At 70.7% G+C, this 23,407-nt stretch carries 17 protein-coding genes and 1 pseudogene; 4 read left to right on the top strand and 14 right to left on the bottom strand.

What is annotated here, in order from left to right; all coding sequences use genetic code 11:
• Window positions 1-60: 60 nt before the first annotated feature.
• Window positions 61-1,194: a hypothetical protein gene (locus ACGFIV_RS17765; protein WP_392835965.1), complete on the top strand. Its 1,134-nt coding sequence runs from the start codon at window positions 61-63 to the stop codon at window positions 1,192-1,194.
• Between the two features lie 2 nt (window positions 1,195-1,196).
• A complete protein-coding gene (locus ACGFIV_RS17760) occupies window positions 1,197-2,837 on the top strand; it encodes an ATP-binding protein (RefSeq protein WP_392835962.1) in 1,641 nt (546 codons plus the stop codon).
• A 367-nt stretch (window positions 2,838-3,204) separates the two neighbouring features.
• Here ACGFIV_RS17760 and ACGFIV_RS17755 read toward each other — a convergent pair whose 3' ends face one another.
• From ACGFIV_RS17755 to cutA, 13 genes and pseudogenes are all read right to left on the bottom strand, one after another.
• A complete protein-coding gene (locus tag ACGFIV_RS17755) occupies window positions 3,205-4,146 on the bottom strand; it encodes a hypothetical protein (protein WP_392835960.1) in 942 nt (313 codons plus the stop codon).
• The gene (locus ACGFIV_RS17750; RefSeq protein WP_392835957.1) at window positions 4,143-4,838 is read right to left on the bottom strand and encodes a hypothetical protein; all 696 of its coding nucleotides are present in this window, start codon (window positions 4,836-4,838) and stop codon (window positions 4,143-4,145) included. Before ACGFIV_RS17750 ends, ACGFIV_RS17755 begins: the two co-directional genes overlap by 4 nt.
• A gap of 144 nt (window positions 4,839-4,982) precedes the next feature.
• The gene (locus ACGFIV_RS17745) at window positions 4,983-8,057 is read right to left on the bottom strand and encodes a BTAD domain-containing putative transcriptional regulator (protein WP_392835954.1); all 3,075 of its coding nucleotides are present in this window, start codon (window positions 8,055-8,057) and stop codon (window positions 4,983-4,985) included.
• A gap of 28 nt (window positions 8,058-8,085) precedes the next feature.
• Complete coding sequence (locus tag ACGFIV_RS17740) at window positions 8,086-8,493, bottom strand: pilus assembly protein TadG-related protein (RefSeq protein ID WP_358562128.1); 408 nt, start codon at window positions 8,491-8,493, stop codon at window positions 8,086-8,088.
• A gap of 26 nt (window positions 8,494-8,519) precedes the next feature.
• Window positions 8,520-8,942 (bottom strand): TadE family protein, encoded by a 423-nt coding sequence (locus ACGFIV_RS17735; protein ID WP_358562131.1) that lies wholly within the window; start codon window positions 8,940-8,942, stop codon window positions 8,520-8,522.
• The gene (locus ACGFIV_RS17730; protein WP_392835949.1) at window positions 8,933-9,388 is read right to left on the bottom strand and encodes a TadE/TadG family type IV pilus assembly protein; all 456 of its coding nucleotides are present in this window, start codon (window positions 9,386-9,388) and stop codon (window positions 8,933-8,935) included. The genes ACGFIV_RS17735 and ACGFIV_RS17730 overlap by 10 nt, the downstream gene beginning before the upstream one ends.
• A complete protein-coding gene (locus ACGFIV_RS17725) occupies window positions 9,385-9,618 on the bottom strand; it encodes a hypothetical protein (protein ID WP_358555926.1) in 234 nt (77 codons plus the stop codon). Before ACGFIV_RS17725 ends, ACGFIV_RS17730 begins: the two co-directional genes overlap by 4 nt.
• Entirely contained in the window at window positions 9,619-10,545 is a 927-nt protein-coding gene (locus tag ACGFIV_RS17720; protein WP_358555928.1) for a type II secretion system protein, read from the bottom strand.
• Window positions 10,546-10,747: 202 nt separating this feature from the next.
• Window positions 10,748-11,146, bottom strand: a pseudogene (locus tag ACGFIV_RS17715) (type II secretion system F family protein); the annotation flags it as partial.
• A 299-nt stretch (window positions 11,147-11,445) separates the two neighbouring features.
• Window positions 11,446-12,753 (bottom strand): ATPase, T2SS/T4P/T4SS family, encoded by a 1,308-nt coding sequence (locus ACGFIV_RS17710; RefSeq protein WP_358555931.1) that lies wholly within the window; start codon window positions 12,751-12,753, stop codon window positions 11,446-11,448.
• The gene (locus tag ACGFIV_RS17705; RefSeq protein ID WP_358555934.1) at window positions 12,750-13,544 is read right to left on the bottom strand and encodes a hypothetical protein; all 795 of its coding nucleotides are present in this window, start codon (window positions 13,542-13,544) and stop codon (window positions 12,750-12,752) included. Before ACGFIV_RS17705 ends, ACGFIV_RS17710 begins: the two co-directional genes overlap by 4 nt.
• Before the next feature lies 1 nt (window position 13,545).
• Window positions 13,546-14,247, bottom strand: coding sequence for a hypothetical protein (locus ACGFIV_RS17700; protein ID WP_358555937.1), 702 nt, complete (start codon window positions 14,245-14,247; stop codon window positions 13,546-13,548).
• A gap of 369 nt (window positions 14,248-14,616) precedes the next feature.
• Window positions 14,617-14,970, bottom strand: a complete 354-nt coding sequence (cutA, locus tag ACGFIV_RS17695) for a divalent-cation tolerance protein CutA (protein ID WP_358555940.1) — start codon at window positions 14,968-14,970, stop codon at window positions 14,617-14,619.
• A gap of 409 nt (window positions 14,971-15,379) precedes the next feature.
• Between cutA and ACGFIV_RS17690 the strand changes: the two genes are divergently transcribed.
• Both ACGFIV_RS17690 and ACGFIV_RS17685 read left to right on the top strand, forming a co-directional pair.
• A complete protein-coding gene (locus ACGFIV_RS17690; protein WP_358555943.1) occupies window positions 15,380-15,991 on the top strand; it encodes a hypothetical protein in 612 nt (203 codons plus the stop codon).
• Window positions 15,992-16,091: 100 nt separating this feature from the next.
• Window positions 16,092-20,873, top strand: a complete 4,782-nt coding sequence (locus tag ACGFIV_RS17685) for an FtsK/SpoIIIE domain-containing protein (protein WP_392835941.1) — start codon at window positions 16,092-16,094, stop codon at window positions 20,871-20,873.
• A gap of 19 nt (window positions 20,874-20,892) precedes the next feature.
• On the opposite strand, the gene ACGFIV_RS17680 is transcribed toward ACGFIV_RS17685, so the two are convergent.
• Complete coding sequence (locus ACGFIV_RS17680) at window positions 20,893-23,349, bottom strand: BTAD domain-containing putative transcriptional regulator (RefSeq protein WP_392835938.1); 2,457 nt, start codon at window positions 23,347-23,349, stop codon at window positions 20,893-20,895.
• Window positions 23,350-23,407: the final 58 nt, after the last annotated feature.

Below are 23,407 nucleotides of genomic sequence, written 5' to 3'. Positions count from 1 at the left end.
CGGCGGCTACGGCACGCGCCCCCTCCGGACCAGATCACCAGGGCCGGAGGGTACATCGCTATGGTTCTCATCGCTGCAGATCGCGACGGCGGGTACCATGCCATCAAGGGATTCGCTTTCCAGTTCGATGCTTCATTACTACAGATCCTCAATAATCCGAGTGCCCAGATAGAGATTGAAGGCACGCAGGACATCGGTGTGCAGTGCTTTCATATCCAGGTTAAGCATCGAAGCACCAATTACACCCTATCTAAGGTCGCGCCGGCGGTACGGCAGATGATGCACCAGTTTTCCACCGACCGCAGCGCACGGTTTTCCCTCTATTGCTATTTCGCCGATCGCCTCCCAGGCGAAATTGTCACACTCACCATCGCTGAGCTCGACGCCACTCTCGGCCGTAAAGCAAACATGTACGATGACGACACAAAGATGTGGTTCGCCAAGTCTTTCGAAATCATTTTCGCACCAGATTTTCAATCCCAGTTTCAGTTAGTTGTCGATAGGCTTAAGAAGATACTGCGGGCGAAAAGCGACTCGGAGGCAGTATTCTGGCACGCAGTGATCCACGGTTACTTGCGAGACTTGATCCTGAACCGACCGCCCGGGGATCGGCTCGTCTCACTGGAGGACATCAAGGAGCTGGTACACCATGCGCGTAAAGCTGTGTTCGAGGCCAGCTATTCTCAGCTTTGCGGGCATGAGAATTACCTACGACTACTGCGCGACCAATACAAAAGCCCCACCGCCCACGTGCCTAACCGCGAACGCCTGATAACGATAGAGTGCGACGAGAAGGCCCACATGGTAGATGTGTTGGACGCTATCACCTGTCTGCGGCGCCGCTATCACGTCGGCGAGTCCCCCGCCCCCTTCATCAGCCTTCACGGTGCGATTGATCTAAAAAAAGTCAAGGATGTACTCTGGGACGCGGGAGAGTATTTCCACGATGGCTTTGACTACGGCGGCGCAGCATTCAGCGCGCGGAGCCTTGTTACACCCCAGCTACCCGGACACGGCATCAAGTTGGTCGACTTCGCTATGCGAGCGGAGGTCGCCGCTGCGGCGAAGGTCCGCGAGGTACATGACTTCTATATAACCGAACCGACCGTGAATCCATACGGTGAGGCCAAGGCGTGCCATATATATCTCGATGCCGTGACTGACCTCCAAACTATTTTTCGAGGACGAAGATAACCATGTCTAGTGCTGAAGTAGTGGCGGTGTACCCCGACCGGATCAAGATTTCGGTCAAGGACATCGCTGAGCTGTCAGGTGGAGAGCCCATCAAGGTTGGCTCCTACCTGCGAGTGTTCGACAGCAACGACTGCTCCATCATCGCCATCATCGAGAGCTTCTCGATCGAACTCAGGCCGACCCCCTCGACAGGACAGCCAGGTGCACCCCAGCGGGTGTACATCCTAGAAGCTGTCCCACTGGGGTTTCTTGACGCCGATGGTGACTTCGAGCGCGGCGGAGGAAGCATCGCCATTCCTCCGAAGTCGGTGGAGGTTGCCACTCGGAGTGAGGTACAGCAGGTCTATAACACCGTGCCAGAGAACAAGCGCTTCGTGTTTTCCCACCTGGCCCGAGAACGCCATGTCGACGTTCCTGTGGATGGGGACAGGTTTTTCAATCGCCACCTGGCGATCGTGGGGTCCACCGGATCAGGAAAGTCCCATGCCATGGCGAAAATCATTCAGTCGGCCATCGGCATGAGGGATCACGCAAAGGGAGTATACCGTTTAAACAACGCACATATCGTCATCTTCGACATCCACTGCGAATACAAGACCGCTTTTCCAGATGCTAACTTTCTAAGTGTTGAGACGCTGACGCTACCCTATTGGATGCTGAACTCCGATGAACTTCAGGACCTTCTCGTCGAGAGCCGGGAGGAGCAGTCACACAATCAGGTAGCTGTTCTCAAGCGGGCCGTTACGGAAAGCCGGCGCAAGCACTTCACAAGTGATCCAGACTTGGGGAGTCGGATCCACTATGACTCACCCGTATTCTTTGAGATCGACGACGTACTGGCGACCGTTCGAGCCAAGAACGAGGAAATGGTTCCAGGCTCCCGTACGGCCCCTAAAAACGGACCGTTACATGGGAAACTTGACAATTTCCTCACCCGCTTAGAGAACCGATGCCAAGACCGTCGGCTTGACTTCTTATTGGGCGAGCGGGCGAAGCGCACAACGTTAGAGGAAACCCTGAGGCAGTTTACCGGATACACCACCGATGCTGCTGCCAATGTTACTGTCATCGACCTCAGCGGTGTGCCGTTTGAGGTGCTGAGCATTACCGTATCGCTAATTTCCCGGCTGCTGTTCGACTATGCCTACTATTACAAGAAGACACACGAGGAGTCTCGTGCGGAAACTCCACTGCTGGTGGTGTACGAGGAAGCCCACAAGTATGTCCCCAAGGGCGGCCCCGTCAAGTACAACGCTTCCCGCGCCGCAATCGAGCGAATCGCAAAAGAGGGTAGGAAATATGGCATCACAGCTGCCATCGTCAGCCAGCGCCCCTCAGAGATCTCGGAGACAATCTTTTCCCAGTGCAGCAATTTCCTGGCGATGCGCTTGACTAATCCTGAGGATCAGAACTACGTCAAGCGCCTGATCCCGGATTCACTAGGGCCGCTCACCGAGTCCCTGCCGATGTTGTCATCTGGTGAGGCGCTATTATTGGGCGATGCGGCCGTGATGCCCTCCCTGGTGCGACTTGAGGAGGCCGATCCGGTGCCCTCCTCCAGCGACGTGCAGTACCTCAAGGAGTGGGTGCGGCCCTGGCATGATGTTGCGTTCGGACCAATCATTGCCGACTGGGAGCGTTAGGAGTTTGCCAACGATTCGCTTGAACGACTGCACCGTGTCTTGCGCGGGTGGAAATCCGAGCCCATCCTCTTGCCGCAAGAGATAGACGTGTACGGCAGCGGATGTGGGATCGCGATCATCGCAGTGGTCGACGTACCGGCCCGGAGGCGGAACCTGGTACCTGATCAAGGAACACGACGGCAGCCCTTCGAGACCCGAAGCATCGACAACCCGCTACCAGCCGCTCACCTCATCGCCACCCGTCACGCAAACCCAAGGCCAAGAGCTATCAGCAGGACTGAGGACTGATCTTTCGGCCGCACTGGACGCCAGCGAAGCGGCGCTGCACGCACGTCGACCGACGGAAGTACGCGGGCACGGCTTCTGGTCAGGGCTTGCCGGTGGAGTCCGCGCGGACGATGCTCTGGACCTCGCCCACGGGGACGTCCCTGACGGCGGTCGCCTGGACGGGCTGGAAGGCGAAAGCGACTCCGCCACCGGCGGTCACCGGCCACTCGGTCGTGACGGTGAGGACGTACGCCTTGCGCGACTGGTCGACCGAGGCGCGGAGGTAGCGGACGCCGCAGGTGAACGTGCCGCCCTTCACGTACGGATGGCCCGTGGGACCGCAGTCCTGCCTGACCTCGGCCCGGTCGGAGGTCGTGCCCGAATCGATCTTGACGTCCGTGAGGGTGGCGGTCACGGTAGCGGACATGACACCGGGGAGCTCGGCCGTCACCGACCGGGTGGTGGCCCCGATGCCGGTGAGCCACACCCAGGTCGGAAGGTTCACGTAGCTCTTCACGTCGGGGCTGAGCTCGATCTTCGGCTCGGGCACGGTCAGCGCGGCCCGGGCGAGATCGTAGAGCTCCTGCAGGGTGATCCCGCCCGGCGGCGTCGTCCCCTGGGGTACCCAGACGGCTCCGGGCAGTCCGGTCGCGCACGCGAGCCCGTCCGGATCGGCGGCGTTGTACGCGGGTGCCCACCAACGGCCGTTCTGCCCGACCTTGTCCTTGTACTGCTTGAGGAACTGATCGAAGTCCTCGGCGGTTCCGGTCGGATGCGTGTGGAACCAGTCGTCCCTGATGTCCTGCTGCCTGGTCAGCATGTCGTCGGCCTTGTCGCCGGGCTCGTACCAGCAGGGACGCTTGACGCGGTAGCCGTCGCTCTTGGCTCCGAGGCCGTTGCCGCTCAGCACGATCTTGGAGTCGCGAAGCACCACGCCGCTCGTGCGGCCGTCCTGGAAGCCGGTGCCGCGCGGGCCTCCGGGGTCGGAAGCCGGGGCGGTCGCCAGCGAGGCGGCCAGGACGAACGGCATCAGCGATCTCATCGGCGGCACTCCTTCGCACGCTCGTGGGGGTAGGAGGCGTGCAGGTAGGTCTTGACCCGCCAGGTCCCGTCGTCGCCCTTCCGCACGCCCGCGACCTGGAGGTAGACCGAGGTGGGCTGCCGGGTCCAGGCGGGCTGACCGGCGACCGGACGGCCGCTGTCGGCCTCGGTCACCCGGACGCCCGACTCGTCGACGCAGGCGTCCACCTCCGCGCCCTGGCCGGAGGCCGACGCCACCCGTACGGCGTACACCTTGGCGGACCCCGTGGCCGACTCGCGCCGGTCGACGAAGCCGCGAACCCAGGTGTAGGCGTCGCGGCCGGCCTGGTCCTCGACCCCGGAGAGGTAGGCGGTGTCCTCGCCCTGGCTGACGACCGCCTTCCAGGATCCGACATAGCCGTCGGTGAACGCCCTGACCATGGCCTGCTGCGCGCTGTCGAGCCCGGAGGGCCACTCGATGGACACGGTCATGCCGGGCGCCACCTCGACGTTCTCGACCCCCGGCGTCGACATGGCCCGCGGAGCGCTGAGCGGGCCCGGCGTCGCGGCGGCGGAGGGATCGGCGGCGGCGTTGGATGATGGGGCACCGGAGGGCGGGGCACCGTCGGCAGGGGTGAACGGGCGCTCCGCGCCGGCGCCCGAGCATCCGGTGCCCAGCAGCGCGACGGCGGCCAGGGCAGCCCGCATCCGCATGCCGACGACGCTAACCACGGGCCGGGAGTTCGAACCACCGTTATGCGCGTATCGGCATGACTCGCGGGAAACATCCTGACCCGCGCGCCCCATCCCTCTCACCGCCGCTGCCGCCTTTCTCCTGCTTGTTCGGGTTTTCGTGGGTCACGCGGACGGCATCGAGTGCAGCCGCCAGGTGGGCAGCAGCTCGTCGATCAGCGACTCCGTCTCCGGGGCCATCCCCCCGCCGTACGGATGGGAGGACGACCGGCGGTGCAGCCCGTCGACCACGGCGCGCAGCTTGAGCGGGTCACCGGTGGCGTGCGCCGCCCGCAACAGGTCGCGCCAGAGCCCCTCGTCGTCGGCCGCCAGCAGCAGCCCCGCCCGTACCGCCGCCACGGCCGCCTCGGCGTCGCCGTGGGCGAGCCGCACCTCGCAGAGCCTGTGGGCGGCGTCCGCCACGCTCGCCGCCACCTCGTACTCCAGCTCGTCGGCCGCCAGCCAGGCGTACCGCCCGCGCGGCCTGCCGTTGAGCAGCGGGCCCCGCACCAGCCCGAGCGCCTTGTCCAGGAGCACGGCCCTGGCGCTCGGGTCGTTGTGCGAGCGCCGGACGAGCTCACGGAACAGCTGCCAGTCGGAACGCACCTCGGGACCGAGCCGCAGCCGGCCGGTGTCGTCGGTACGCAGGTTGGGCCTGCCCTCGCTGTCGGTGCCCAGCCACTCGGCCACCCGGGCGATCGTGGCGTCCCGTACGACGGCCTGCACGCCGCGCGGCCACAGGATGCCGCCGAGCACGACCGGATGCACGCCCGCCGGATGGGTCGCGAGGTAGACGACCAGCTCGCACGCCAGCTCGGCCCTGCCCTCTTCCAGCGGCGGCACCGGGCCGATCTCTATCGGGCCGAGGACCCGCACGTTGATCGACGGCGAGGTGGTGAACTCGCGGGACTCCTCGTCCTCGCGCACCGGCTCGCCCTCGCGGCGCTCCGCCGTGCGGAACAGCTCGACCACGGCGTCATAGTGGCGCCGGGGCAGGAGCTGCGCCGCCACCGTGACGCCGAGCGCCTCCACACGCGCCTTGCCCTCCTCGGTGATCTCCCAGGTCCAGGTGGGGTGGGGGACGTCACCCGCGATGACGTACCCGGCGGCCATGCGGGTGCCCGCGCGCCCGAGCCTCGCCAGGCGGACGGCCTCGTCGGCGTCGGGCCCGATGGCGGACAGCAGGAAGTGCGGAGGCCAGACGGGGTCGGCGGCCCGGCCGTGTACGCGGCCGGTCAGCACCTGCGTGCCCGAGGCGGTCATCTCCTCCGCCCTCGCCTCCAGCTCGGGCAGCGCCTCCGCCAGGCTGCCCACGACGCGGACGCGGTGCGGGGCGATCGTCGCCAGGTCGTTCCCGAAGCCCACCAGCGTGACGCGCATCTGGTCGGACCAGCGGTTGGTCGCCAGCTCCACCGCCAGCGCGGCGAGGGCGTCGCGGACCCGGTGCCCGGCGATGGCGATCACGCCGTGCGCCGCTTCGAGGTCGATCAGCACCCGGCCCGACTCGGTGACCCCCAGCGAGACGAGCCCGGGGTACGGGGCGGGCGCGTCGGCCAGCGCGTGCTCGTCGATACCCCGGCCCTCGTGAGCGAGCAGCCTCCAGGTACGGCCGCCGTCGTGCGACTCCCAGGGCTCGGGGGCGTCCTGCTCCGGCGGATGGATCCACAGGTCGAGCCCCCGCGCGGACAGGTGCACGGCGTAGATCGTCGGGGGTACGCGGCCCTGCTCGGCCAGGAGCTTGCCGAGCAGGCGCAGCCCGTTGTCGAGCATGCGGCTGCCGGGGGCGTCGGAGCCGAGGCGCAGCGCGACCTCCGCGCCCGCGGCGTCGCCCCTCGGGCGGGGGATGCGGTGGCCGAACGCGCGGTGCCAGAGCTGCTCGCGCCGGCGGCGGCCGAGGGCCGCCAGGAGGCCGGCCGCCGCCAGCGAACCGCCCGCCAGGTAGTCGACGAGATCGAGACCACCGCCCTGATCCTGCCTTTCCGGCCTTTCTGGTAATTCGATCTTTTCGGGCTTCTGCTGTTTCTCCACAGCCTTCACGGAAGGGGAGACGGTCGCCTGCGGGAGTTTGGGAATGGCCGAGACCGGGGGAACCTTGGGCACGGCGGGAAGGTGGTAGGTGCGCTGGGGCAGCGCGGGCGACGGCAGGACGATCTTCGTGTCGTCCTGCTTCGCGGTCTCGTCCTGCGCGCTCCTGCCCTCACCGGCCGGGTCCTTCGCGGCCTGGTCCTCCGCGACCGGGTTCTTGGTGGCCTGCTCCTTGGCGCCTTGGTCCTTCGCGCCTTGGTCCTTTGTGGTCAGGTCCTTTGCGGTCAGGTCCTTTGCGGTCTGGTGCTTCGTGGTGTCCGGGCGGACGAACTGCGTGCGGCCGTCCATCTCGGCGGGTTTCCCCGGGTGACGCTTGAGGGTCGTCTCCCGCTGCTCGTCGACGGGGACGACATGGACGTTCCTGGCGTCGTCCGGCATGTCGAGCACCCAGCCGGGCTTGATCAGGTCGGCCATCTGCAGCCGGGTGCCGTCGGGCTGCGCCTTGTGCTGGTTGAGGCGGTAGATCTCCGGATAGCGCCGCCCGTCCCCGAGGCACTTGTCGGCGATCTCCCAGAGGCTCTCGTGGTGGCGCCCGTGCGGGGGCTGGACCACGTACACCTTCTTGACCTGACGTACGACGTCGAGCGAGCCCCGCTCCTCGGGGATCGGCGTGGTGAGGGCCGCCGCCACCACTGAGGGCCGGGCCGGCGGCGGCCCGGAGGCGATGCCGGCGATCGGTATCGCGACGGCGGACACGGTGAACAGCATCAGCGCCGTGGAGACGAGCCGGTTGGCCAGCGCCTGCGGCCCGCCCGACAGCGGCACGCGTACGGGCATGCCGATGCGGCGGATGCCGGAGTACACCTCGACGATCACGCACAGGACGAGCTGGGACCAGGTGAGCCAGACCAGGAGCACGAGGATCGCGACGGCCGTGCTGGTGCTGATCTGCCTGGTGAGGAGGTCTCCGTTGAGCAGTTCCTCGGGCAGCGGCGGGCCCGCGAGCCGGAGGAGGGCGTAGGGGACGCCACCCATGAGCGCGGCCAGGGCGATGAGCGCCCCGATACCGGCGATCACGTCGCCGACCGTCCGTCGCGGCCGGATGCGCCGGGGCGGCGGTGCCGCCGGGGTGATCCCGGACGACGGGCGCGATGGGGGTCTGCGTTGCGTGGTCATCCCTCTCCCTCCTTCGTCTCCGCCCCGGTCACGGCTGCTGGTCGCCGGGATCGGGGCCCGCTGTGGCGACGCCGGACATGGTGGAGCCGGAGAATCCGAGCGCGGCGAGGAACACCGCGTCCCACCGGGCGCTCACCGCGACGGTCACCTCAGCCTGGCCCGCGCCGATCTGGCACCGGGTGAGCCGGATCTCGGTGTCGTCGTGCGCGCCGACGATCTTCTGGGCCCGGCCGCAGACCGCGCGGTCGTCACCGAGCAGGCGCACCTGGCCGGTGACCCGCAGGTTCTCGACGTCGATCTGGTCGGCCGCCGCCCGCGCCGCCTGCTCCGCGATGTCGGACGCGCGCAGCCGCGCGTTGAGGGCCGCGCCTCCGTCGACCAGGAGCCCGGCGAGCATGAACACCACCACGGAAAAGATCACGACAAATACTGACATCGAGCCTTGGTCTTCCGGGAGCCGTCTCACTCGACCCTCCGGAACTGCTCCAGCGGCACCACCGAGTCGCCCTTCATCTGCTTGAGCGCGCCGAACCCGAGGAAGTCGAGCTTCAGCTCACAGGTCACGGTCGCCCGTACGCTGCCGCCCTCCGTCCAGTCGCTGCCGGAGAGGCTGACCTTCGGGCCGCACTGGTCGCCGAGCGCGGACTCGGCGGCGTCGCGCGCGGCCCTCTCGGCCCCCGCGAGGGTGCGCTGGACGGAGGCGGCGCGCGCGGCGTCCCTGGCGGCCCCGTTGACCTCGCCCTGCGCCTCGACGACGCGGCCCGCCCCGACGAGGAACATCAGGAAGAGCAGGAAGACGGGCGCCAGCATCACGGTCTCGACCGCCATCGACCCCCGGTCGGGAGCACGCGCGAGGACCCTGCGGCCGAGCGCTGTCAGCCGCACGCGCCGCTCCCGTCGTCGGGGCGGAAGCACTCCACCGGGCCGCCGAACCGGGAGGTGATGGTGAACGCCGTGCGGGGCAGCAACGGGACCACCGAGACGCCTCCGCCGGTCACCTCGACGCCGCGCTCGCCGGCCCGCTCCCACGCGTGCGCGGTGGCGCCCGCGAGCAGCCGGGGGCCGACGGTCCGTACGACCCGCAGTGCCCTGGCCTCGGCCCGGCCCTGCCAGCCGCTGCCGGAGGCCCCGGCGGCGCGCGCGACGCGGGCCCCCTCACGAGCCGCCGCGTCCGCCACCTGGCGGCCGTGGAACCACAGGACCGACTGCACGACCAGCAGGATCACGATCAGCAGGACCGGCATGAGCAGCGCCAGCTCCACCACCGTGGCCCCACGGTCGCGCCCGCGCGCGAGGGCGGCGGCCTTCGGGAACGAGGGCCGCCCGGTCACGGCTTTCCGCCGGTACCGCCGCCCCCGCCGAAGTTGCTCTGGATCTCGGCCTGCTTCTGGGTGACCAGGGTCTTGATCAGCGTGGCCAGGCCGAGGGCCACGCCGGCGATGATCGCGGTGATGATCACCCATTCGACGGCGGAGGCGCCGCGCGAGGGGGCGGTCCTGGCACGGTCGAGGCGTACGTGGAGCACGGCGACCAGGTAAGTAAGCCACGGTGGTGTGAACATCTATGACCCCAACATCTTCATCGCTGCCGGAAAACTCAGAAAGATCACGAACCCCGCGCAGAGCAGGAGCTGGGCGACCAGCATGGACTGTGAGCGCTCGCCGGCCTGACCCTCGACCTCGGCGAGCTCGCGCCGCCGCATCGTCGCCGCGCGGGCGGTGAGCGAGGCACGGACCTTGGCGCCGTCGTCGGCGACCAGTCCGAGCGCCGCCGACAGGTCGCGCAGCTCGTCGACGTTGATCTCGTCGCCGAGCTGGCCGAGGGCCTGCCAGGGGGTGATGCCGACGATCCTCGCGTTGGCGAGGGCCTCACGGATGCGGGCCATCGCCCAGTTGGACGAGCTGCCGCCCTCGCCGACCGACACCGCCATCAGCAGCGCCTCGGGCACGCCCCTGCCGCCCGCGAGGTTCATCGCGACCAGGTCGAGGAACGCCCCGACGGCGTGCCGGAAGTCGCGCCTGCGCACGGCGGCGTCCCTGCGGATCTGCAGGTCAGGGAGGAAGAAGAAGACCAGGGCGACGATCAGCGCCCCCCACAGCGGCACCTGGAGCGAGACGCCCCACCCCATGAGCAGCAGCCAGCCGGCCAGGACGGGGAACGCCAGCAGCCCGGACACCGCGAGCAGCATCTTGGTGGCGAGATACCCCTCGAAGGACCGGCCGAGCAGGGCGAGGTCGGCACGGGTCGAGCGGACCTCCCAGCCCCGGGCGGTGTAGAACCGCGCGAGCCGTACGCCGAGGCCGCGACGGAAGGCGCTGACCTCCTCGTCGGGGCTGATGACCCGGACCCGGAGGGCGTCGTCGCCCTCCCGGGCGGAGTCGAGCGCGAGCAGCCGGGTGACCAGGCCGGGCCTCGGCGGGAACAGGGCCCTGACGAGCAGGAACAGGCCCAGCCCGAACACGGCCCCGGCGAGGACGTTCTCAACCATGGACGCCCCCGGCCACCAGCTCGCGCTCCAGGGGAGCGCTCGACGCCGGCCCGAGGAGCCGGGCGGGCTTGTCGAATCGGGCCAGCCTCCGCATCCAGGCGAACCCCGCGCCGAACAGCCCGGCGACGACGACGAGCACGGCCTGCCCGAGCAGGGAGTCGTACTCCTCGACGTAGGAGGGGTTGAAGACGACCAGGGCGGCGGCGAAGGCGACGGCCGTGCCGACCACGATCTGGACGCTGCGCCGCGTCGCCCGGCGCTCGGCCTCGACGCGGCGGCGCATGTCGAGCTCCTCGCGCGCGGAGACGGCGAGCGCGCCGAGCACCTCGCGAAGGCCGGGGCCGCGCAGCTTGGCGTTGAGGATGAGGGCGGCGATCACCAGGTCGGCGGAGGGGTCGTCGAGCTCGTCGGCGAACATCCGCAGCGCGTCGGCCAGGGGCATCCGGGTGTGCAGGCGGTCGACCATGGAGCGCAGGTGCGGCCTGAGCATGGGAGCCGCTGCCCTGATCGAGGACGGGATCGCCTGTTCGAGGCCGGCCGCGCCGGCGATGGTGTCCCTGAGGGACTCGGTCCAGGCGGCCAGCCCTTCGAGCCTGCTCATGGCCCCGCGCTCCTCGGCGGCGCCGCCGGTGAGCCCGCGCCAGGCCAGCACGAGCAGCACGGCGCCCGCCGCCATGACCGGCCAGCCCGTGATCACCAGCACCACGCCGCCGGTGATGGTCGCGACCGCGGAGCGCGTGGAGAGCCTGCGCAGCAGCTCACGGCGCCGGGCGCCGCGGTCGGGGGAGGGCGGCCCGGGGCGCACCCCGTACAGGGCGAGGCCGAACAGGAACAGCCCGCCGCCGGTCAGGGCGCCCGCGAGGATCGCGAGCGGATCGAAGAGCCCGGCCGGGAGCGGGATCATGACCACGCCCCCATCGTCGGGTCGTAGCCGTGCTGGGCCAGGTCGTCGACGCAGGCGATCGGGGCGTGCGGCACGGCGTGGCCGTCGGGACCGGGGGCGAAGATCTCGGAGGACAGCACCCGCCCGTCGACCCCGGCCACCTCGCGGACGCTGGCGATGTAGCGGCGCAGCCGCCCGCCCTCGTGGTAGTCGTTGCGCTTCTCGATGAAGACCACGAAGTCGATCGCCCCCGCGATGAGCATGTGGGTCGCCTCGATCGGCAGGCGCTCCTCGGCCTGGAGGGCGTAGGTGGCGATGCGGTTGAAGACCTCCATCGAGGAGTTGGCGTGGATCGTCGACAGCGACCCGTCGTTGCCCTGGGTCATGGCGTTCAGCATCGTCACGATCTCGTCGCCCAGCACCTCGCCGACGATGACCCGGCTGGGGTTCATGCGGAGCGAGCGGCGCACCAGCTCGGCCATGGTGATCTCGCCCTGGCCCTCGGAGTTGGGCAGGCGGTGCTCGAACGCCACGACGTTGGGGTGCAGCTCGGGGAACTGGTCGAGCCCCAGCTCCAGCGCGCGCTCCACCGTGATCAGCCGCTCGTGGGGCGGGATCTCGTTGGCCAGGGCGCGCAGCAGCGTGGTCTTCCCGGCGTTCGTGGAGCCCGCGATCATGATGTTCTTCCTGGCCCCGACGGCGGCCGACAGGAATCGGCCGAGCTCGGGGGTGAGGGTGCCGTTGCCCACCAGGTCGCTGAGGAAGACCTTGCCGAGGCGGGCGCGGCGGATGGACACCGCCGGGCGCACCGTGACGTCCATGACCGCCGAGAGCCGGGAGCCGTCGGGGAGCCGCAGGTCGAGCTGGGGGTTCGCGGTGTCGAAGGCGCGGCTCGACAGGCCGCTGTAGGCGGCGAGGATCTGGATGAGCTCGATCAGCTCCTCGTCGGACTCGGCCACGGGATCGTGCATGAGCTCCTGGCCGTCGGCGTACCCGACGAAGACGCGGTCGCAGCCGTTGACGTCGATGTTCTCGACCTCGGGGTCGTCGAGCAGCGGCTGAAGCCGGCCCACGCCGAACAGCGCGGCGTGGATGCCCGCCGCCAGCGCCTCCTCCTCCTCGGCCGTCGGAGGGGTGCGCCCCGAACCGATCTCGTTGCGGGCGTGCTCTTCGAGCACCTGGGAGATCAGCGCCCGCGCGAACTGCCGCTCGTCTTCTCCGGACATGGGCACGAGGCCGCTCGCCTGGTCGAGCCTGCGCTGGTGCGCGAGCCGGTCACCGACCTCCTGCCGGAACCGCTTCACCAGCGTGTGGTCGATGCTCATGTCGCTCGCTCCCCCGTTCGTGGGCGTGGCGGTTCGGTGGCGGACGGGGACGTGCGGCCCGGCGCGACGCGCGCGGCGAGACGGCCCGCGAGCTCCCGGGCCGTACGGATGAGCAGGGAGCGGTCCAGACGGCCGCCCCACTGGCCCCTGAGCAGCTCGGCGCCCTTCGGGTCGTAGGCCAGGCCGGCCACGAAGGCGACGTCCCTGCTGGTGGCGGCGACGATGCGGCGCACCTCGTCGATCGAGCCGCGGTAGGACCGGGGATCGGCGATCACCACCACGCCGACCTGCCCGGAGATCAGCATGAGCCGCTCGCGCAGGTGGGCGACATGGTCGAGGCTGGGCCGGGTGAACAGCAGCGTGAGCTCGGCCTCGGCGGTCAGGTCGGCCATCTGCGGGTGGGCGCCGAGCCTGCCGCAGTCGGCGAGCACGTCGGCCCCGGGAAGCGCGGCGAGCGCCCGGCCGAGGGGCCCCCACAGCCAGGTCAGCCCGGCGGCCTGTTCGCCGTTGGTCAGGCCGGTCAGCACGTCGAGGCCGCCCACGAGCTTCTGGGTGTGCTCGTGGACCTGCTCGGGCCGCAGGCCGCGGCGGGCCGTGGCGCCGAGGCTCAGCAGGCCGCGGCCGGGGTTGAGCACGCTGCCGTCCACGCTGGGCAGGCGGTAGACCAGGTCGCCTCCGGAGGGGTCGCATTCGGCGAGGAGCACCGGCCGGGGCCACACGGCGCCGAGCGCCGTCGCGGCGGTTGTCACGCCGGGTGCCCCCTTGTCGGCGGCGAGGGCGATGAGCGCCACGTCAGCCGGTTCCGGAGAGCTTGCCGAGGGCGATCTCACCGCTTGAGGAGTACATGGCGATCGCCGGGGAGACCGTGGCGTCGACGATGATCGACACCAGTCCCGAGCTGCTCCCCTCGCTGGTGCCCACGCTCTCGACCAGCGCGCTCGGGGCGAGCACCTTGCCCTGGGCGGTGCCCCGGCCCGAGCCGGGGACGTACAGCACCTGGACGTGGTCGCCCCTCTGGAGGCTGAGCGGCATCTGGCCGGCCTTGAGCGCGAGGCCGAGGGTGATCTTGCCGGGTCCGACCTGCTCACTCGCGTTGCTGACCATCTGCTCGGTGAGCAGGGTGCCGGGGATCAGGGTCACCCGCGCGAAGGTCGCGGCGACCTGCTGGCGATGGATCCAGGAGACGTACGGGATGCCCGTGTCGGCGATCTGGACCTCCTCCATCGCCTCGGGGAGTATCGGCTGGCCGGCGCCGATCTGCTGGGTGATCTGGATGGCCGACACGCGGTCGCCGCTGCGCATGACCAGCAACGTCGTGGCGAGCGCCCCGCCGAGGACGAGCAGCAGGGCGAGGGCGGCGAGGGCCGGCTTGCGCTCGCGGGGCGGCACCGGGAGTTTGCGGGAGGCCGGTCCTGACAGCGTGCCCGGCGACCCCGGGCGCTCCGAGTTCACGGGCGCGCGGCTGTCACGGTCGGGCTTCTCGCTGATCCTCATGGGTGGGGGGCTCCCGAATCAGGAACCAGGCCGGCACCCTCACCATGCGCTGAAATCGGCCGCCACCGGGGCTGACCGAGATGAACCGCATGACCACGGTGCGGGACGGCATGGTCACGGATATGTAGGACGGGGGGTCGTTGGGTTATCGTCCGGAATTCTCATGCCATTGTGTGCAGCTTGCACCAAGCTCAGGGATGGAAACCGGACCCATGCTCATCCACTATCGATTAACTGTCAACGGGAGCGTCAAGAATCGCCGTGGTCCCGTGACACCGATCGCACTGATATTTCCGCTGTTATTCCCCTTTGTATCGAACGTATCGTCCGCCACAGTTACCACTCTGGTTTCCCCTGCGAAGCGGCATCTTAACCGCCCGTCCCGCCGTCCTCACCTTCGGGGCCAGGCCGCGTCTCCTGGTCGATCCAGTGCAGATAGGCGCCCAGGCCGCCCTCCACCGGGAGGCTGATGATCTCCGGCGTCTCGTACGGATGCTCGCGGCGGATGTGCTCGGTCAGCTCGACGGATCGGTCGCGGGTGGTCTTGATGAGCAACAGGTACTCCTCGGCCGTCTCCACCGCGCCCTTCCACCGATAGGTGCTCGTGACGGGGCCGACGATCTGGGCGCATGCGGCGAGTCTGGCGGAGACGGCCGACCGGGCGAGCTCAGCGGCCTTGTCACGGTCCTCCACCGCGATCTGGACCTGCACGTAGTCCGGCATGACAGCTCCCCCATCCCTCGCTGGACCGGCCCCCACGGCCGGTTGTACACAGCTTTATCCACAGCGACAGTGTGTTATCCCCGAGCACGCTTCCGCCCGAATCATGGCGATAAATCCGGTTTAAGACCGTAAATCTGGACACATCATCCCCGAGTTATCCACAGGAGGGTGGGTTATCCACAGTCGTCACCCACAGACTCCTGTGGGAAACCCACAGAGAGACTCAGCGGCCCGCGATAACCACCCAGCCTAGTCGTCTTTCTGTATCGGTCTTTAGGGTCGAGAACGGGCGAAACAAGCACTGATGTGCTGAAACCTGGATAGGCGGGAAGGATAGCTACGTCCCCCCTCGACAGATACATAGTCCGGCCCGGCAGCTGGGTGCGGAGCTCTTGAGAAGGAGGGGGTTATGAACAGAATTCTGGCGTCGAGCGTCGGGCTGGCCACAACCGTCCTGCTGGTAAGCGCATGTGGCGGAGCCAACAAGCCCGCGACCAGCTACAGCAGGGCGGCGGCCAACGCCACCGAGTCACCGACCAGCACCGAGACGTCCCCATACCCCGGGTCCTCGCCGACCACCAGCACGAGCCCCACCTACACCTCGCCGGGAGCGTCGCCGTCGGGGACCGAGTCGATGATGAGCCCCATGCCGACGCCCGAGCACGCGAAGGTCAAGGTCGCGGACTCGAAGTACGGCAAGGTCCTGGTCGGCGAGAACGACAAGCCTCTGTACGTCTTCGAGAAGGACACGGACAACATGTCCAACTGCTACGACAACTGCGCGGTCACCTGGCCGCCGCTCCTCAGCCGCGGCAAGCCCCAGGCCGGCACCGGGGTGAAGGAGACCCTCCTCGGCACCGCGACCCGCAAGCAGGGAGAGAAGCAGGTCACCTACGACAAGCACCCGCTGTACTACTACGCAGGCGACATGATGGCCGGGGAGTTCAACGGCCAGGGCAAGAACCAGTTCGGCGGCAAGTGGTATCTCGTCGGCCCTGACGGCAAGAAAGTGGAGAAGTAGGGAGACGGGCACCCGCAGGTCTGGTTGACGTAAACCTCCGGACCGGATGAACTCCCGTCGCTACGTTATGCGCGGGAGCCGGACCCGGAGGAGACGCCGCATGCGGATCATGCTTACCGTGGTCTCAGAGCACGGCCATCGTGACGTCGTCATCGATGGCGACGAGGAGACCACGGTCGCGGGCCTCGCCGCGGCGTTGAAAGGCGCGCCGGGAGAGACCCGCGGCAACGTCGTACGGCTGTCGCGTGCGCGCGCGCCGTACGGCCTCGGCGGACAGGCGCGCCCGCGCGGGCGGGAGGCGCCCTCGCTCTGGGTCGACGGCAGGCGGCTCGACCCGGACGCGCCCATGGTCGCGGCGCTCCGCGACGGCGACCTGGTGACGCTCGACCAGCGGGCCGCCGGGTCGACGCTCCTCACCGAGCCCGGCGGCGTGATCGAGATCAGGGTGGTCGGGGGGCCCGCTGCGGGCTCGGTCCACAGGCTCGGCCTGGGGGTCCACGTCATCGGGTCCGATCCCGCGTGCGCGGTGCCGGTCGGCGACCACCATCTGCCGCCCGAGGCCGCCGAAGTGCGCGTCACACCGGACGAGGTCCTCGTCCGGTCCGCCTTATCCCCCGGCAGGCCCCCGGCGAAGACGTCACGCCGGACCCGCCGCAAGGTGGGGAAGCGCGCACGGGGCGGGGCCCCCGAACGCGGCGCCGAGAGGGCCGAGGTCATCGGCGCCCTCACGCGCGGGGCGACGCACACCGTCCCCCAGCTCGCGGGCGAGCCGGTGAGCGGCCCCCGGCCCTGGCCCGACGGCGCGCCGCTGACCTGCGGGAACTCCGTCCTCGTCCTACGGGCGACCGAGCCGCCCGACGCGCACCTGGACGTCCTGCCCGAGGGCGGCCTCGCCTACAACCGGCCGCCCCGGCTGCGCCCGGCCGAGCGGCGCAGGCGGTTCGAGGTGCCGGCGGAGCCCACGCGGGGCGAGGGCATGCGGTTGCAGCTCCTGGCCGCCTGCCTCCCGGCCCTCCTCGGTTTCACCATGGCCGCGGTGTTCCACATCTGGTACTACCTGCTGATCGCGCTGATGACTCCCGTGATCATGATCGGCCAGTGGATCAGCGACCGGCGGCACGGCCGCAGGAAGTACCGCCAGGACATGAAGGCCTACAGGGAGCGCCTTTCGGCCTTCGAGGCGGCGGTCGAGAAGGCCAGGGCGGTGAACGAGCTCGAACGCCGCGCCGCCTCCCCCGACGCCGCCGAGCTGCTGCTCACGGCGACCGGTCCCCGGCGGCGCCTGTGGGAGCGCAGAAGCCACGATCCCGACGCGCTGCGGCTGCGCATCGGCCTGGCCGACCTGCCGGCGGAGATCGAGTTCGTTCCCGAGCGCGGCGCGTCTCCCGACATCACGCTGCCCGAGCTGCCGGTGTCCGGGGCCGTGCCGGTCTCGCTGGCGATGCGCAGGCTCGGCGTGGCCGGCATGACCGGTCCGCGCGAGGTGACGCTGGGCATCGCGAGGTCGCTGGTCGGCGCCGCCGTCACCCTGCACAGCCCCCGCGACCTCGCCGTGGTCGTGCTCTCCGCCGGGGCCGACGGGGCGGCTCAGTGGAACTGGACGCGCTGGCTGCCGCACTGCGCGCCACGGGACGCCGACTGCGTCGCGCTGGTCGGCGCCGACCCCGAGGCGGCGGCCCAGCGGGTCGCGGAGCTGGCGGCGCTGATCGGCGAGCGCCTCGGCCCCGACGACCACGGCCTGGCCCCGCTCGCCCCGGCAAAGGGATGGGGGCGCTCGTTCCTCCCCGACGAGGAGCCGCTGTTCGCCGCCTACGACGACCGCCCTTACGACGTGCTGGTCATCCTCGACGGCGCCCAGGTGCTGCGTGCCCTTCCCGGCATGCCGCAGGTTCTCAGGCAGGGGCCACGCGCCGGGGTCTACACGATCGCCATCGACGAGGACCAGCGGCTCCTCCCTGAGGAGTGCGCGACGGTCGTCGACTGCGGGCCCGAGGGGTTCGTACGGCTGCGCGGCGGGGGCCTGGACGCGATCGGCGAGGTCCTCGCCGACCAGGTCTCGCCCGCGTGGTGCGAGCGCCTGGCCCGGTCGCTCTCCCCGCTGCGCGACGTGAGCAGGGACGACGCCACGGTCGTGCTCCCCGGGTCCGTACGCCTGCTCGACCTGCTGGAGCTGAGCCCCACCGGCCGCGCCGTGGCCACGCGGTGGCGGTCGGGAGGCCGTACGACCGAGGTGCCGATCGGCGTCGGGGCCGAGGGCCCGTTCAGCGTCGACCTGCGCACGGACGGCCCCCACGCGCTCGTCGCGGGAACGACGGGCGCGGGCAAGTCGGAGTTGCTCCAGACGCTGATCTGCTCGCTGGCCGTCGCCAACCGGCCCGACGAGATGACGTTCGTGCTGATCGACTACAAGGGCGGCGCGGCGTTCAAGGAGTGTGTGCGGCTGCCGCACACCGTCGGCATGGTCAGCGACCTCGACGAGCACCTCACCCAGCGGGCGCTGGCCTCGCTCGCCGCCGAGATCCGCCGCAGGGAGCGGCTGCTGCTCGCGGCCGGGGCCAAGGACATCGACGACTACCACGAGCTCAGGGACCACGCCGCCGCACCGCTCGCGCCGCTTCCCCGGCTGCTGCTGATCATCGACGAGTTCGCCGCCATGGTGGCCGAGCTGCCCGACTTCATGGACGGGCTGGTCGACATCGCCCGGCGCGGCCGTTCCCTCGGGATCCACCTCGTCCTCGCCACCCAGCGGCCCGGAGGCGTGGTGACCGCCGACATCCAGGCGAACACCTCGCTGCGCATCGCACTGCGCGTCACCGAGGCCACGGAGTCGGCCGACGTCATCTCCGGGCCCGAGGCCGCGCACATCTCCAAGTCCACTCCCGGACGGTGTTACGTGCGCTCCGGCATCGGGGCCGCGCAGGCCGTCCAGACGGCGCGGGTCGGCGGGAGGGTGCCGGAGGCCGCGCGCCGGAGCTCGGGCCCGAGGGTCGTCGAGGTGGGCTGGCGCGACCTCGGGCACCCGCTGCGCACCGGTCCGCAGGGAGGCGCGGGCGGGGTCAACGGAGGGCCCACCAGCGACCTGGCCGTACTGGTGGACGCCGTGGTGGAGGCCACCCGCATCATGGGCATCAAGGAGCAGCCGAGCCCCTGGCTCCCGCCTCTGCCCGAGACGGTCCTTGTGGAGAAGTCCGCGCGGGGCGGCGACAGGGTCCTGCTGCGGGAGCCCACGCACGGCGGCGACACGGTCCTGCTGGAGTCGTCCGCGCGGGGCGGCGAGGTGCCCTTGGAGAGGTCCGCGCGGGGCGGCGAGGTGCCGCCGCTGTGGTTCGGCCTCACCGACCTGCCGTGGGCCCAGGACCGCCGGCCGCTCGTCCTCGACCCGGCCCACGGCGGTCACCTGCTGATCGCCGGCACGGCCCGCACCGGCAGGTCCACGGCCCTGCGCACCCTGGCAGGCTCCATCGCCCTGCACGCCTCGCCCGAGGACGTACACCTGCACGCGATCGACTGCGGCTCGGGCTCCCTGCTGCCTTTGGTGGCGCTCCCGCACTGCGGCGCGGTCGTCACCCGCGACCAGCTCGACCGCGTCGAGCGCCTGCTCACCCGCCTCCGCACCGAGGTCGGCCGCAGGCAGCAACTCCTCGCCGAGGCCGGGTACGCCTCCCTGGCCGAGGCCAGGGCCGCGAACAGACCTCACACCACGGCCTTCCCTGCCGGGGATGGCGCCACGGCTTCCCTGGACGGGGTCAGGGGTGACGCGACGCTGCGGATGCCGTGGCTGGTGCTGATGCTCGACCGGTGGGAGGGCTTCGCGGCGGCGTTCGAGGGCTACGACTACGGACGGCTGCTCGACGCGCTCATGCAACTGCTCCGCGAGGGGCCCGCGGTCGGGCTGCGTGCCGTGGTGACCTCCGACAGGTCGGGGCTGCTCGGCCAGATCTCGACGCTGTTCGAGGACCGGCTGATCATGCGGCTGGCCGACCCGGCCGACTACGGCCTGGCCGGGCTCCCGCCGCGCAGCCTCCCGTCCGCCATGCCGCCGGGACGCGCGATCTCCGTCGGCGAGCAGGGCGTGGTCGAGAGCCAGATCGCCCTGCTGTGCGTCGATCCCTCGGGCCCCGCCCAGGTCGCGGCGCTTCAGGCGCTCGCCCGTACGGCCGCGGCGCGCTTCCCGAGCCCCGGCTCGCTGCTCAAGGTGGACGCGCTGCCCATGCGGATCACCTCCTCCCAGGCCCTGGAGCTCGTCCCCGCCTTCGAGCCGCCCTCGCCCCTGTGGGCGCTGCTCGGCGCGGGCGGCGACTCCCTGGCCCCTCTCGGGGTCGACCTGCTCGCGCAGGGCCCGGCGGCCGTGATCGCGGGGCCGTCCAGGTCCGGCCGGTCGTCCGTGCTGCTCACCGCCGCCCGCTCGCTGCTCGGCCAGGACACACCGGTCGCCGTGGTGGCGCCCCGGCGCAGCCCCCTGCGCGAGCTGTCAGGGGAGCCGGGCGTGCTCGCGGTCCTCGGCGGGGACGGGGAGGCGGGCGACCTGCCCGGCGCGCTCGCCGGCCACGACCGGTACGTGGTCATCGTGGACGACGCGGAGCTGGTGTCCCCCGACTCGCCCCTCGGCCTGGCGCTGGAGGGCACGCTGCGCAGCGGCAGGGACGGGGAGCACGGGCTCCTGATCGCGGGCACCACCGGTGACCTCGCGACGGCCTACCGGGGGTTCGTGGCCGAGGCTCGCAAGGCGCGCACGGGGCTGCTGCTGTCGGTCCAGAGCCCGGCGGACGGCGACCTGTTCAACGTCCGGCTGCCGCGCGGCGCGGTGGGCGGCCCTCCCGGCCGCGGCCTCCTGGTGATCTCCGGAACCCCCACCCCCATCCAAACCGCCCTGACCACCTGACGACACGCCCGTCGGCGGGTCACCCGTTCCCTGCGAGGGAAGGGAGCAGTTCCGCGATCAGGGCCTCCGTCTCGGGGACGAGCCGCCCCCAGTACTGGGAGGCGGCGGCGCGCTGCCGCAGCGTCCCCACCCAGAGCTGGAGGGTGCCCATGTCGCCCGTGGCGTGCGCGGCCCGCAGCAGGTCGCGCCACAGCCCCTCGTCACCCTCCGAGACGCGCAGCCCGGCCAGGGCCGCCCCGATGGCGCCATCGGGATCACCGGCCCGCATGCGCAGCTCGCACAGCCGGTGGGCCGCGTCGGACACCCGGGCCGTGACCTCCTGGCCCACCGGGTCCCCCGCGAGCCACAGGTAGCGGCCGGCCGGGTGCCCCGACGCCAGCGGCCCTCTGACCAGGGCGAGAGCGTCGTCGAGCGCCTCGGCCTCGCTCGTGGGGTTGTACCGGGCGATACGGATGAGCTCGCGGAACACCGGCCAGTCCACGCGCACCTCAGGACCGAGCCGAAGGAGGCCCGCGGTGTCGACGTACAGGTTGAAACGTCCCGCGCCGTCCATGCCGAGCCACTCCTGCGCGCGGACGATGGCGGCGTCCCGCACGGCGACCTCGACGCCGCCCGGCCACAGCGCCCCGTCCAGAGTCCTCGGATGGACGCCGCCCGGGTGCGTGGCCAGGTAGGCGGCCAGCTCGGAGCAGATGGCCACCTGATCCTCCTCCAGGGGCCGGGGGGTGAGGACCCGGACGGTCCCGAGCACCGAGACCTCCGCCGACGGGCTGAAGGACGGGTCGAGCTGCGCCGCCGCGAGGCCGTTCGGCTCCGGCTCTGGAAGGGGCGGCGGGTTCCCGTGGACGGCGGTGCGGAAGAGCTCGGCGATCCGCGCGTACTGGCGTTCGCTCAGGAGCTGCCCCGCGACGTCCAGACCCAGCTCCTTGACGCAGGCCCGGCCTTCCTCGGTGAGCTCCCAGGTCCACGCTGAGCCCGTCGACCCGTCGCCCGCTATGAGACAGCCGGTGGGCGTCCGCGTGCCGCTACGGGTCAGCTCCGCCAGCTGTGCGGCCTCCTCAGGGGTGACCGGCGACGCCGACAACAGGTACGTGGGCATCCACGCCCCGCCATCAGCGCCGATGCGCCGAGAGTCGGCTTCGGCGGCCGTACGCGCCCGCTGGACCTCGGCCGTACGCGCCGTGAGTTCAGGCAGCACCTCGGCGACGCTCCCGGCGACGGCGACCCGGTCAGGGGCGACCATCGCCAGCTCGTGGCCGAAGCCGACCAGGAGCAGCCGCATGTGGTCGGACCATCGGCTGGTCGCCAGCTCGACCGCCGCCGCCGCGAGGGCCGCGGCCACGCTCGGTCCAGGACCGCGAAGCTCGACCAGGCCGCGGGCCGTCTCCAGGTCGATCAGCACGCGCCCGCTCTCGTTCGTGCCGATGGAGACAAGCCCCGGATAGGGGGCCAGGGTGCCCGCCACGGCCTGCTCGTTCAGGGACGAGCCGTCGAGGGCGTCCAGCCGCCAGACCCGGCCGCCGTCCACGGCCGTCCACGGCGGGGGCACGTCCTCGTCGCCCGGATGGATCCACAGGTCGATGTGGGTGGAGGAGAGGAAGGCACCGTAGACCGTCGGCGGCGTGCGACCCATGACCGCCAGTTCCTTGCTGAGGTGGCGCAGGCCGAGGTCGAGCGTCCTCGCGCCGGTCTGGTCGGCGGCGAGCAGGAGTGCCTTCTCCACGAGCGCCGTGTCGCCGGTCGGCGTCGGGAGCCCGGATCCGGGCGGCCGGGTCCAGAGGCGCTCCCTGCGCCTCCGCCCGAGCGCCGCGAGCAACCCCGCCGCGCTGAGCGACCCGGCGCTGACGAAGCCGGAGATCGCGCCGAGCGACCCCGCCCCGGGGGACGATCCCGCCGCGGACCCTTGGATCCCTGGAGCGCCCGGCCCGGGGGCCGGGGCGCCCGCGTGCCGGCCCGTCTCGTGGGATGCCGGGCCCCACCCGGCCGCGTTCACCCCAGGGTGGGGTCCCCCGCGACGGTGCGGCAGTCCGCGCAGGTCGCGCGTGGCCTCCGGGTCGTCGGGGTCGTCCGGGTGCTCCGGGAGCTCCGAGGTCGAGGCGGGCCTGGTGACCAGTACGGACGCGGTGGTGACCAGGCGGTGAGCCAGGGCCTGGGTGCCGCGCGCGAAGGGGATCCGGGGCGGCGCGCCGGCCCTGCCGATCGCGGACAGCTCGGCGACCACGCAGACGACCGACTGGAGCCAGACCGGCCAGACGAGCACCGAAAGCATGTCCAGAACGGCGCCCGGCCCGAGCCGCCGGGCCAGCGTGTCCAGGGAGAGCCCGCCGTCGGGAAGCGGGGAGCCGAAGACGCGGACCAGCGCGTACGGCACCCCGGCCACCAGGGCGAACAGGGCGAACAGGGCGACGACGGCGAGGACGCCGAGCAGGATGCCGGACGCCGTCCGCGCCTGCGGGCGCACGGGTGGTGTTGCCATTTCCTCGATCCCTGACCTGGCCTGTCCGTGGGGATGCCTGACCTGTCCCCGGCCCCGC

This window comes from Sphaerisporangium sp. NPDC049003, assembly GCF_043197795.1.
Classification (GTDB): Bacteria; Actinomycetota; Actinomycetes; order Streptosporangiales; family Streptosporangiaceae; genus Sphaerisporangium.
Note: the sequence above shows the minus strand (reverse complement) of the source record. Positions and strands in the feature narration are given on the sequence as shown.